Here is a 13,269-nt window from a genome sequence, read left to right as displayed (position 1 = left end):
ATAAGAGCCTTTATATGGCGGCTTTTGCCTATTGTCCTAAGGAGAATTTATGACAGATATCAACAATTTGACAGACATTATTGACCTAGAACAAGTACAAACTGCTTATGTTAATGGTCGTTACTTGGCGGTCGATGACACGCTTACTACTTTTGAAGATATCAATCCAGCGACTGGCGAGGTATTGACTACCATCCAACAAACAAGCAATGAGCAGATTGATGAGGCGGTAAAAGCCGCGCATAAAGGTCAAAAAATCTGGGCCGCGATGACGACTGTGGAACGTGGTCGAATCCTCTCAAAGGCTGTTGAGATATTACGTGCGCGTAATGATGTACTGGCATTGCTTGAGACAAAAGATACGGGCAAAGCATACTCCGAGACAAAATACGTCGATATCGTCACTGGTGCTGATGTCGTTGAGTACTATGCAGGGCTGGCACCAATGATTGAGGGTCGTCAGATTCCATTGCGTGATACGAGCTTTGTTTATACTCGCCGCGAGCCGTTAGGCGTAGTCGCTGGTATCGGTGCGTGGAACTATCCTATTCAGATCGCCATGTGGAAAGCAGCACCTGCACTGGCTGCTGGCAATGCAATGATCTTTAAACCGTCAGAAGTTACTCCTCTGACTGCCTTAAAACTGGCTGAGATTTTTACAGAAGCAGGATTGCCAGATGGTGTGTTCAATGTCGTACAAGGTAATTACGAAGTAGGTCAAGCACTGACCAATCATCCAGATATCGCCAAAGTATCGTTCACAGGCGGCGTACCGACAGGTAAAAAAGTTATGTCAAGCGCAGCAAGCTCGTCTTTAAAAGACGTGACTTTAGAGCTTGGTGGTAAGTCACCGCTGATTATATTTGAAGATGCCGATATTGATACCGCCGCTGACATCGCGATGATGGCCAACTTTTATAGTACCGGCCAAGTATGTACTAATGGTACGCGAGTATTTGTCCCTAAAGCGCTACAAGAAAAGTTTGAGCAAGCCATCTTGACGCGTGTGAATCGTATCAAGCTGGGTGACCCGATGAATGAAGACATCAACATGGGTCCATTAGTCAGCTTCCCGCATATGGAGCGCGTGCTTGGCTATATCGAGCAAGGTAAAAAGAGCGGTGCTCGTCTGCTAACGGGCGGCGCACGTGTGACGACAGCCGAGCTTGCAAACGGTGCTTTTGTCGAACCGACCGTATTTACTGATTGCAGCGACGATATGACTATTGTCCGTGAAGAAATCTTTGGTCCAGTGATGTCTATCTTGACCTATGAGACCGAAGAGGAAGTGATTCGCCGCGCTAATGATACCGATTATGGCCTAGCAGCTGGTGTGGTAACGGCTGATCTGAAGCGCGCGCATCGCGTCATCGCTCAGATCGAAGCAGGCATCTGCTGGTTAAACACATGGGGTGAGTCAGCGGCGCAAATGCCAGTCGGTGGTTACAAGCACTCAGGTATTGGTCGCGAAAACGGTGTTGAAGCGCTTGAGCATTATACTCAAACCAAATCTATCCAAGTAGAATTGGGTGCGTTTGAATCTGTATTTTAATGATTGGTATTGAGAAAACGAGGGCAGTTTGGGCCTGATGACGCTGTGCATTTGACCTCACTGCTACCAAGCGATTTATATTTTTCAATATTATGGAGTATGTTATGACATCAACCACACCTGAGTACGATTATATTATTGTTGGTGCAGGATCGGCAGGCAATGTGCTGGCCACGCGTTTGACCCAAGATGCCAATATCAAAGTATTGCTACTAGAGGCAGGTCGCCCAGATTATCGATTAGACTTTCGCACCCAAATGCCAGCCGCGCTTGCCATGCCATTGCAAGGCACGACTTATAATTGGGGCTACAAGACAGATCCTGAGCCCTATATGAACAATCGTGTCATGGACTGCGGTCGCGGTAAAGGGCTTGGCGGATCATCGCTTATCAATGGTATGTGCTACATCCGTGGCAATGCGCTGGATTATGATGATTGGGCAAAAATCAAAGGTCTAGAAGATTGGACGTATTTGGATTGCCTACCGTATTTCAAAAAGTCAGAAAACCGCGACGTTGGCGAAAATGACTATCACGGTGCTGGCGGTCCTGTTGAGATGACTACCTCAAAGCCAGGCGTTAATCCTCTATTCCAAGCCATGATTGAAGCTGGCGTACAAGCAGGCTATCCGCGTACCGAAGACTTAAACGGCTATCAACAAGAAGGTTTCGGTCCGATGGATCGATTCGTGACGCCTAATGGTCGCCGCGCGTCAACCTCTCGCGGTTATCTGGACCGTGCCAAGCCGCGTAGCAATATTACGATTTTGACAGGGGCGTTGACTGACGTAATCTTGTTTGATGGTAAGCGTGCCGTTGGTGTCAAGGTAGAGCACGACGGTCAGACCAAAAAGTTTTATGCTTCTCGTGAAGTGGTGGTTTCGTCTGGTGCGATTGCCTCACCTCAGCTATTGCAGCGCTCAGGTATCGGCCCTGGTCAGTGGTTAAAAGACGCGGGCGTGACTGAAGTACTAGAGTTGCCAGGTGTGGGTAATAATCTACAAGATCATTTAGAGCTGTATATGCAGTATGAATGTAAGCTACCTGTCTCCATTGCCCCTGCAAACAAATGGTGGAATAAGCCTGCTATCGGTGCTGAGTGGTTGTTTAATGGTACCGGTCTTGGTGCCTCTAACCAGTTCGAGGGCGGCGGTTTTATTCGTACTGATGAGAAGTTCACTCATCCAAATATTCAGTATCATTTCTTGCCATTGGCGGTACGTTACGATGGACGTAGTGCAGTCAAATCGCATAGCTTTCAGGCACACGTAGGGTCGTTACGCTCACCAAGTCGTGGTCGCGTCAAGCTCACATCACGTGATCCAAAAGCGCATCCAAGCATTTTGTTCAATTACATGTCTCATGATCAGGATTGGCAAGAGTTCCGCGCAGCGATGCGTATCACGCGTGAGATCATGCATCAGCCAGCGCTCGATCCTTATCGTGGACGTGCTATTGCACCGACTGATGATTTGGTAACGGACGCTCAGTTGGATGAGTACGTACGTAACCATAGCGAGACCGCGTATCACCCATCTTGTACTTGTGCGATGGGCGAAGACAACGATTCCGTCGTCAATGGTGAAGGTCTGGTACACGGTATCGATGGCTTACGCGTCGTCGATGCGTCTATCATGCCCAACATCATCAGTGGCAATCTCAATGCCACCACGATCATGTTGGCAGAAAAAATCGTCGACAAGATGCGAGGCGTACAGTTGCCACGATCAACGGCAGATTACTATGTCGCCAATGGTGCACCGCTGCGCGCTGAGCCTATGCGTGACTATCTCTCGACTATTTAAGTTAAATACAAACCTACATGTCAGTAACTGAATAAATAACAATATAAGAAAATTTTAACTATAAGGCCTTTCTAAGTAGAGGCCTTTTTCATCAGCGCTAACGTATTGGTACGATAAATATCGTTATGGTTGAAGCTGTTTATAATTCTATTTGCTTTTTATTTATTGGTACTGCTTTGTCCGTCATGCGGTGATTTATATATTGTGTGACAATTATCCATAATACTATGCCGGACAAAGCAATATCGGACCCTGTTTAATTTACCTATTGAGGTCTTTTATGTACAGTTCGCCATCACAAGATGTGACGAAACCTTTGAGCCTAAACAAAACGGTGTTTTTGGGCTCTGCTATTATTTCTATTTTATTGATAATCTGGACCATTGCTTTTCCAGATTATAGTGAAACCTTGCTGAGCGCCAGCATGACTTGGGTGTCAGACAAGTTTGGCTGGTATTACATGTTGGTGGTTGCCGCTTATAGTATCTTTGCATTGTTTGTTGGTTTTTCTAAGTACGGCGACATAAAGCTTGGTCAAGACCACGAAAAAGCACAATTTCCGTTTTTGGCGTGGGCGGCCATGCTGTTCTCAGCAGGTATCGGTATCGACCTATTGTTCTTTGGTGCATCAGAGCCATTGATGCATTATTTGACCCCGCATACAGGTCTAGAACCTGCTAGTGCTGAGGCCATGCGCGAAGCACTGGCGCAAACCTTTTTGCATTGGGGTCTGCATGGCTGGGGTATTTATGCTTTAATTGGTATGGCGTTGGCTTACTTTGCTTATCGCAAAAACATGCCGCTAGCGCTACGCTCGCCGCTGACACCAGTATTTGGTGAACGCTTAATCAAGGGCTGGCTAGGCGATGGTATTGATACCTTTGGTGTCGTCTGTACGTTAATGGGTATTGCGACAAGTTTAGGTATTGGTGTGCTACAAGCCAACGCTGGTTTGACCCATGTATTTGGCATTGAATCTAGCAAGATGGTTCAGGCGCTTATCATCGTGGGCGTTGTCGCGGCGGCTGCTATCTCTGCGATGACAGGTGTCGAAAAAGGCGTACGTCGTCTGTCTGAATTCAACATGTTGTCATCAATTTTACTATTGCTTGCCATACTTGTGATGGGCAATACCGTATACCTATTGAACACCTTTACCCAGAATATCGGTCAATATTTTCAGACCATTATTTATAAAACTTTTGATGTTTATGCTTATGATGGCGCTTCTGGTGCCGAGTGGAAATCTTGGTGGACGATATTTTTCTGGGCATGGTGGGTTGCTTGGGCACCATTTGTAGGTCTATTTATTGCGCGTATTAGCCGTGGTCGCACGCTGCGAGAGTTCGTGTTTGGCGTGATGTTTATTCCACTGGGTTTCATTTTTGCATGGTTCTCTATCTTTGGTAACACGGCAATAGACTTGGTTGCCAATGGTGCAACTGAGCTAGGCGAAATCGCTGTTAATGACGCTGCGATGGGTATGTTTGCGTTATTTGAGTACTTCCCTTATAGCGAGGTGCTGTCATTTGCTGGTGTAGTGATTGGTCTGATATTCTTTGTGACCTCAGCGGATTCAGGTGCATTAGTACTTGCAAACTTGAGCTCACGAGGCATGACTAATGATACTGATGCACCGGTATGGCTGCGTTTGTTCTGGGCAGCGGCAACGGGTCTTATTACGCTAGGCTTATTGTTTGCTGGTGGTTTTGGCTCATTGCAGTCGGTCTCTGTGATCGCAGGCTTGCCATTCTCTATCATTCTTGTGCTCTACATGATAGCTATGTGGAAGTCACTAAAAGAAGAAGGCAACAAACGCAAAGCGAGTACTGTTGGTACTGCCAATGTCCTTGATAACGGTAAAGGCTGGAAAGCCCGCTTGCAACGTATTGTGAGCTTCCCAGGACATGCGCAGGTCGAAAAATTCTTGCACACTGTGGTGATGCCTGCCATGAGTGATGTCGAAAAAGAGTTCGAAGCGGGTGGTCTAAAAACCTCGCTAGATATCCATAATCTTGCGAGTATTGGTGAAGGTATCGATGCTGGTATGGATCAAGACAGCGGTCAAGTTGACGGTCTAAAACTGCGTGTCGGTCATGGTGATGAAGATGACTTTATCTATGAAGTACATTTGATCAAAGCTGAGCGTCCTAACTTTACGCTGAATACGTCAAGCAAGCATGCAGAGTACTATTATCGTGCTGAGGTATTCTTGAGAGAAGGGTCGCAAGAGTATGACTTGGTTGGTTATACCAAAGAGCAGGTACTGGTCGATATTCTCAATCAGTACGAGCGTCACTTGCAGTATCTACATCTAGAGCGTTAATTGACTATAAATAGCTATCCATTTATATAGGTACGATAGCTCATCATTGAACGCTTATATAAGAAAACACCCCATAAGTTGACGACAGCTTATGGGGTTTCTTTATGACAAAAATTCAGTCAGAAAGCAGATGATGACCAGTTAGAGTAATGAATTAATAAAGCAAGAAGTCAATACAAGCAGCATGTATAAGGTAAAATTAACTAAGACTGTGCTAATCAGCAAATAAATTTGAGCATTCAAGCAAAGGATATCGTTGTGACTACATTAAAATACATTGCTCATTATCCAGAGCACATTCAAACTCAAGTTGCAGAGATGATGAGTGATGGCAGGTTAGGGGTATATCTCAAAAACAAATACCCCACCCAGCATGAGATCCAAAGTGATAAGGCGCTCTATCACTATATTAATGAGATAAAAAACCAATACATGCGCAAGATTGGCCCGCTATCAAATGTCAGCTATAGCAGTAAGTTAAAGGTTTTAAAACATGCGCTAGGAATGCATACCACACAGTCTCGGGTACAAGGCAGTAAGCTTAAATCGCACAATAGCATCACGGTGGCCAGTCTGTTCAAAGACGCGCCACCAGATTTTTTGCGCATGATAGTGGTGCATGAGCTTGCACATTTTAAAGAGCATGACCACAACAAGGCGTTTTATCAGTTGTGCTGTCATATGGAGCCTGAATATCACCAACTGGAGCTGGATATGCGTTTATGGTTACATTGGCAAGAGCGCTGATGGCATGGACGTTATATAGCCATACCATGTGTTTGCTGATAACTGAAAACACTCATCATTAGCAGTAACCGTGCTAAGCTTGCCTGTATTAAATTTTTCGCCATCAAACTATTCGCCATTAAACCATAAATACACATACGTACTCTTTTATCACCTTACTAAAAATAGAGAAAAAAATGATCAATACCAAAATCTATAAAGCCATCTATACGTTAGCCGAAGAGCTATTAGAAGCCGATCGTAGAGGCAATCAAGCGAAATTTGACGAGCTTTATGCTGAGCTAAAAGCTATTTGTACCGACAACGAAAATACGGATAAAGACCATCCAGAGCAATGGGAAACTCTGGCTGATTTTACAGAGGATTTAGATGAGGCATTGGTTATCTATGACAAAGCACTAATCAAAGCCACTGCTATCAACTCAAAAGATCATATGTCCTCAATCGCTTTTTCTATGGCGGTACTACAGCTTGAGATGGGTGAGAAAGAAACGGCCATCCAAAGTTTGCAGAATGCTAAAGTCACGGCAAACAAAATTGAAGACACAGAATTTAAGGTTGAGATCGATGAGATGCTTACCAAGCTATTGGCAGAGTAGTCTCAGCTATAATCAATCTTCTATGAATTGAGTAATCTGATATGCAAGACGTACCTGTAGTGATTGTTGGCGGCGGGCTAAGTGGACTGTATGCTGCCTTTTTGTTGGAGCAAAAAGGTATCGCCTATAGACTGCTAGAAGCACGTGATAGATTAGGCGGTCGTATTGCAGTCGCTAATTTCTCAGGCGCGCTCAATAATGGACAGGCTGCTGCTGACACAGGTATGGCTAATAAAGATGATGCATTTGATTTGGGACCGTCTTGGTTTTGGCCTGACTATCAGACGCAGTTAAGTACGCTCATTGAATCACTAAATTTATCACGTTTTACGCAGTTTGAAGCTGGCGATATGATGGTTGAGCGTGCTACTGATCAGCCGCCCGTACGAATGCAAGGTTACAAAAGCGCGCCGTCTTCTATGCGTCTAGTCGGTGGAATGACGACTTTGATTGAGGCGCTATATGCCCGCTTAGACGCTAAAAGCATCATCACCAATCAAACTGTGCAGCAGTTAAGTAGAGTAGGTGAGTATATCAACGTACAGAGCGTAGATGCCTCTGGACAAGTGACCATATCTCGAGCGCGGCATGTCCTGCTTGCGCTACCGCCTAGACTGGTAGCGGGTCGGATAGCATTTGAGCCAGCACTACCACAGGAGCTAATGACACTGTGGCAACAGACAGCAACGTGGATGGCGCCCCATGCCAAATATGTGGCAGTCTATGAAACGCCATTTTGGCGAGATAATGGTCTCTCAGGGGTAGCGCGTAGTGCGATAGGACCACTCACCGAAATACATGATGCTTCTACTGTAGACAGTCATGGTGCCCTATTTGGCTTCTTTGGTGTACCCGCGCAGGCACGGCAAAGTGTCTCTGATATCGTGCTAAAACAACACTGCCGCGCGCAATTGGTACGTCTGTTTGGTACGCAGGCGAGTAGTCCGGTAGCTGAGTATCTCAAGGACTGGGCGCAAGACCCACTAACAGCGATGCCTGCTGATATTAATGGCAACGGGCAACATGCCGTAGCACCACCAGCCAAACCAAAAACAGACGTATGGCAAGACCATCTGACAGGCTGCGGTAGTGAGTGGTCAGCACAGTTTCCTGGTTATATTGCTGGTGCTATTGATGCGGCAGCCATAGCAGTACAAAGCTTGCCTGCGACAGTATTGTCCAAAGAGTGAATATCGCCAGAAAACCTATAGTTATACAAAAACATCGTCATCTAATAGGATAGTTGATGAATGACTCCCTCAAGCAAAAACCTGACCATAATGCGACTTGGCTAGTACCTGTTGCTTGCCTGCTGGTCGGTGGCGCGCTCACAGGTATCTCAACCAATCTCGCCAAATATGCTGTCGATACCGGTCTTACGCCACTAGCGTTTTTGTTTTGGTCGATCACTGGTGCAGCTATTATCCTAATGATAGTTGCCTTCATTAGACAAGAAACACTTCCTTTTAGTGCCAGAAGCTTCGAGTACTATTTCGTTGCTGCCTTTGTCAGTGTGGCGGCTGCCAACTTACTGTTGTTTTCAGCGATTCCTCATGTTGGCGCAGGATTTGTCGCTCTTATTATATCCTTACCTCCATTGCTAACGTATCTTGGCGCACTGCTGCTGCGCATAGAGCGCTTCTATCTCACTCGTGCGCTTGGTGTCGCTGCGGCACTATTAGGAGCAGGAGTGTTGGCTATCCATAAGCTCTCCGCCCCAGATACCAGCGTGTTTTGGATTTTGGTCGCGCTGTGTGGACCAGTACTACTCGCCATCGGCAACATATACCGGACACTACGCTGGCCTGATAATGCCGCATTTAGTGCACTCGCTCCGGGGATGCTAGTCGCCGCCTCTCTACTGCTGGCTTTATTTAGTGCGGTATTTAACTTTTCTGTCACGATACCTTTAGAGAGTGGGCTACCATTAGGATTAATAGCCGTACAGGCAGGTGTATTCGCTGGTCAGTTTTTATTACTGTTTCTTTTACAGAAAACAGGCGGTCCTGTTTTACTCAGTCTGCTGGGGGCGGTCGGGGCCATCTTTGGTGTCCCTATTGCGATATTTTTGCAAGGAGAGCATCCACCTGAGGGTTTACTGTTGGGAGGTTGTCTGATTGCTATTGGCGTCGCATTGGTGACATGGGGCGGCGTAAAAATGTCGACGGTCATAGTGAAAGAAGAATGAAGGGCGCTTAGTAAACGCGCCAATGGGCAAGTACATCAATAAAAGATCTATAATCGTGTAAGTATTTGATAACCCATCTTAATTACTCATACAGCTTATATTGATCCCATAATTGGTTACGATTATCTCAAATCAATTTTTGTGAATATGGCAAAAAAGGAGTATAAGTATCGGGGTTATTGTTGTCTTGGATTCAGGCTATGAATGCAGCCACGCGTTATCGGTTATTAAATAATGTCACGATTCTTATTAGCATCATCGGAGTCGTTGTTGCTTTATTGGATAGTGGTTTTACACTGCCGATGTGGCTACAACAAGGTTTCCATATTTTTTATCTAGTCATTATTTTTTTGAGCTTTGTAGTGACGGTTGGCCGTTATATCTACACAAATAAGCCGTTCACGCTCAATAAAGTGGCGGTATTCGATGCCTTTACCAGTATCGCTATTATTATTTTACTTGCGGCACACTTTACTGACCTGATGCGTTTTGGGTTGTCTGCCGCTGTTGATGGCTTCGTCGCGATAAAAATAGCGGTGTTTGTCACCTTTATCCGTGAACTGTCTGATCACGAGTTTAATCTTAATCGTACCTTTCTACATCCTGCGCAGTTTTTTATTCTAAGCTTTTTGGCGGTGGTGCTGGCAGGTGCCCTGCTGCTAATGATGCCCAATGCAACGACGCAGCCGTTATCCTTTATTGATGCGCTCTTTACCGCGACCAGTGCGGTTTGCGTAACAGGACTTATTGTCGTGGATACAGCGACCCATTTTACGACGTTTGGACAGGCCATTATTATGGGCTTAATACAAGTCGGTGGCTTAGGTATTTTGACATTCGTGACTTATTTTAGTTACTTTTTTAAGGGCGGCGTCAGTTATGAGACGCAAGCGAGTATCAGCGAGATGTCGTATATGCGCGGTATGGGCAACGTAGTCTCGACCTTGAAGTCAATCTTATACGTGACTTTCGGTGTTGAAGCAGTAGCAGCGGCACTGATTTATATCAGTATCTATGATATACCCGATATGAATTGGTCTGAGCAGTTGTTCTTTTCGATTTTTCATGCAATTTCAGCTTTTTGTAATGCGGGGTTTTCGACCTTTAGTGCGGGCATGTATGACGATTCGCTGCGCTTTAATTACCCGCTACAGCTGATCGTGGCGATGACCTTTATCTTTGGCGGTATGGGTTTTACCATCGTGGTCAATGTACTGCGCTATCTACGGCATCGCATCGAGCGACTACTGTATCGTCATGATCAGCGCTATTTTTATCAGCCTTGGTTGCTCAACATCAATAGCCGCATTACCTTGATTACGACTGGTGCGCTATTGCTGGTCGGTCTGATTGGAGTGATGATATTTGAATACGATAATGTGCTCGCTGACCATACCAGTATTTTTGGTAAGCTTGTCACAGGATTCTTTACCGCTGCCACGCCGCGAACCGCAGGATTCAATGTGATTGATATGGGTGAGCTTGCATTCCCAACGATCATGCTGACGATATTTTTGATGTGGATTGGCGCGTCACCAAACTCGACAGGGGGCGGTATTAAGACCAGTACCTTTGCGATTGCCTTATTGAATACACTCAGTCTAGCCCGTGGGCAAACAAAGATCGAGGTATTCAAACGTCAAATTGCGGAGATCTCCGTGCGCCGCGCATTTTCTATTATGTGGTTGTCACTGCTGGTCATCGGTACGGGTGTGACGCTCATTAGCTATGATCAGCCAGAGCTTGATTTGATCAAAGTAGTGTTTGAGTGTTTTTCAGCATACAGTACAGTAGGGCTGAGTTTGAATCTAACAGCAGATTTGTCAGATTTTAGCAAAGTGGTGATATCGGTCATTATGTTTGTTGGTCGGGTCAGTATGCTAACGATATTTATTGCGCTACTCAAAAACATGCGCCAACGCAATTATCGCTATCCAACTGAGGAAATTACGATTAACTAAATTTTTATACATAAATAATTTTACGTTCAGAAGCGAAAAATATAGTTTAAAAAAGGTCATCAAGGTTATGAAGTATATTATCGTAGGATTGGGGAATTTTGGCGCGTCACTAGGCTCTGCATTGACTAGCCAAGGGCATGAAGTGATTGGCATTGATAGCAATATGCAAAGGGTCGAAGCGTATAAGGAAGTTATCTCTCATACGCTTTGTATGGATGCCACAGATGAGTATACCGTAAGCGGCTTACCCATCATTGATACTGACATCGTCATCGTGGCAGTTGGCGAAGATCAGGGCGCAAACGTGATGGCAACAGCGTTATTTAAGACCCTAAAAGCAAAGCGGTTGATCAGCCGCAGTATCAACCCACTGCACGAAAAAGTCCTACAGGCTATTGGGGTGGACGATTTGATTCATCCTGAAAAAGAAGCGGCCAATCGCTGGGCCAAACGACTGTCGCTACGTTATTTTGTCGATTCGTTTGAGTTAAGCGATAACTTCAGTATGGTAGAGATTAATATTCCAAGTGTATTGATCGGTAAGACCATCGATGAATTGCAATTGGAGCAAAAGTTCAATATACGATTGCTTAGTACCTTGCGCTATGAGTATTATGAAGACAGCTTTGGTCGTACTCAGAGCAAACCGAGCATTCAGGGATTGGCAACGCCAGAGCAAGTATTAAAAGACCACGATGTACTGGTCATTTATGGCGCGAACAAACACATCAACCAGTTTTTACGTAGTGTGGGTGTGAAAATCAAATAACGGCTCAACAGCGTAGTGGCATAAGAAGATACAGGGGAAGTTTATGAATAAGCGCAGTGTAGCCGCTCTATTGGTTGCCGCTATGGCACTACTGTCTGGCTGTGATCCGTCCGCGCAAGATCCGAACGTCACCCTATCCGAGAATCAACAGGACCCGATTGAGGCGTTAGAGGTGACGTCCAATGTGGATCGTAGCGAGTTCAGCTATAAAGAAACCTTTTATGTGCCCATTTATTCGGATATCTATACCGATAAAGACAATCGTAAAGTGTTACTGGCTGCGACGTTGAGCGTACGCAATACCACGTTGGAAAAATCACTATATATCAATAAAATTGATTACTACGATACCGATGGCACTCTTGTCAAGTCCTATATAGACAAGCCAATCGAGCTACCTGCGATGGCCACGCTTAACTATATCGTTGAAAAAGAAGAGAACGAAGGCGGCGCCGGTGCTAACTTTATTATCGAAGTTGAAGGGGTGGATGAGACGGTCAAACCTGTGATCGAAGCAGTCATGATTGGGAATTTTAGCAATAAAGGATTTGCGTTTAGTACCGAAGGCACGCCTGTGATACATTAATCGGATGTGTTAAAGAAAATAGCAATGTCGGCAGTGTTAACAACGGCAATAGCGGTAGTTCCATTTAATATAGCGACATTTAATATAGCGATATTCAAGGTAGTGATATTCGAGACAGTGACATTCAAGGAAGAATTATGTCTGCAACCAAAGAAGAAATTAACGCCTTTATGGCAATGGAGTTCCCCCAAACAAAATGCGTCGTTGAAGCAGTAAGCGCGCATGGCGCGACCTTATCACACGAGATTGGTATCAATGAGCTACGTCCCGGCGGTACCGTGTCGGGACCTGTCATGATGGCCGTCGCTGATGTCGCCATCTATGTGGCGATACTGGGAAAAATCGGCATCGTGCCCTTGACCGTGACGACCAGCCTGACGATTAATTTTTTGCGTAAACCATCAGCAGATGCTCGTATTATCGCTGAATGCACCTTACTCAAAGTAGGGCGAGCGCTGATAGTGGGTGAGGTGTCTCTGTATTCGGAAGGCTCGGATGACGTTGTCGCACACGTAGTCGGCACCTATTCTGTACCGCCTCAGCGTATATAAACTTTTACTTCATAGTATATATTGCTTGAGTAATAAGTCTTTTATCGTTAGATTAGTACGCATTGAGTATTATAGACTCAGAGATCCAGACCATCATATTGCAATATTAGATCTCATCGAAATGACTTATCGTCATGATTTAATCATTACCTTTGAGTTATTGAATGACAGTCATTAGCGTAGTC

The 13,269-nt window shown here is 45.2% G+C and carries 11 protein-coding genes; all 11 read left to right on the top strand.

Annotation, left to right across the window (positions count from 1 at the left end):
• Positions 1-49: 49 nt before the first annotated feature.
• Positions 50-1,552: a betaine-aldehyde dehydrogenase gene (gene betB, locus AC5JPT_RS05880; protein WP_493857445.1), complete on the top strand. Its 1,503-nt coding sequence runs from the start codon at positions 50-52 to the stop codon at positions 1,550-1,552.
• A gap of 104 nt (positions 1,553-1,656) precedes the next feature.
• Positions 1,657-3,357, top strand: coding sequence for a choline dehydrogenase (gene betA / locus AC5JPT_RS05875; protein ID WP_493857444.1), 1,701 nt, complete (start codon positions 1,657-1,659; stop codon positions 3,355-3,357).
• 280 nt (positions 3,358-3,637) lie between these two features.
• Entirely contained in the window at positions 3,638-5,683 is a 2,046-nt protein-coding gene (betT, locus tag AC5JPT_RS05870) for a choline BCCT transporter BetT (protein ID WP_493857443.1), read from the top strand.
• 258 nt (positions 5,684-5,941) lie between these two features.
• Positions 5,942-6,430 (top strand): M48 family metallopeptidase, encoded by a 489-nt coding sequence (locus tag AC5JPT_RS05865; RefSeq protein ID WP_319052195.1) that lies wholly within the window; start codon positions 5,942-5,944, stop codon positions 6,428-6,430.
• A 176-nt stretch (positions 6,431-6,606) separates the two neighbouring features.
• On the top strand, positions 6,607-7,029 hold the full coding sequence (locus AC5JPT_RS05860; RefSeq protein ID WP_493857442.1) for a tetratricopeptide repeat protein: 423 nt from the start codon (positions 6,607-6,609) through the stop codon (positions 7,027-7,029).
• Between the two features lie 41 nt (positions 7,030-7,070).
• Positions 7,071-8,219 (top strand): flavin monoamine oxidase family protein, encoded by a 1,149-nt coding sequence (locus tag AC5JPT_RS05855; RefSeq protein ID WP_493857441.1) that lies wholly within the window; start codon positions 7,071-7,073, stop codon positions 8,217-8,219.
• A gap of 56 nt (positions 8,220-8,275) precedes the next feature.
• Positions 8,276-9,217 carry a DMT family transporter gene (locus AC5JPT_RS05850; RefSeq protein WP_493857440.1) on the top strand — a complete coding sequence of 314 codons (942 nt, stop codon included), beginning with the start codon at positions 8,276-8,278 and terminating at the stop codon, positions 9,215-9,217.
• Between the two features lie 200 nt (positions 9,218-9,417).
• A complete protein-coding gene (locus tag AC5JPT_RS05845; RefSeq protein ID WP_493857439.1) occupies positions 9,418-11,178 on the top strand; it encodes a TrkH family potassium uptake protein in 1,761 nt (586 codons plus the stop codon).
• A gap of 67 nt (positions 11,179-11,245) precedes the next feature.
• Positions 11,246-11,947 carry a potassium channel family protein gene (locus AC5JPT_RS05840; RefSeq protein ID WP_290175978.1) on the top strand — a complete coding sequence of 234 codons (702 nt, stop codon included), beginning with the start codon at positions 11,246-11,248 and terminating at the stop codon, positions 11,945-11,947.
• Between the two features lie 43 nt (positions 11,948-11,990).
• Positions 11,991-12,533 (top strand): DUF3124 domain-containing protein, encoded by a 543-nt coding sequence (locus AC5JPT_RS05835; protein WP_493857438.1) that lies wholly within the window; start codon positions 11,991-11,993, stop codon positions 12,531-12,533.
• 137 nt (positions 12,534-12,670) lie between these two features.
• Complete coding sequence (locus AC5JPT_RS05830) at positions 12,671-13,084, top strand: PaaI family thioesterase (protein ID WP_493852192.1); 414 nt, start codon at positions 12,671-12,673, stop codon at positions 13,082-13,084.
• Positions 13,085-13,269: the final 185 nt, after the last annotated feature.

This window comes from Psychrobacter sp. H26 (assembly GCF_059073035.1).
Note: the sequence above shows the minus strand (reverse complement) of the source record. Positions and strands in the feature narration are given on the sequence as shown.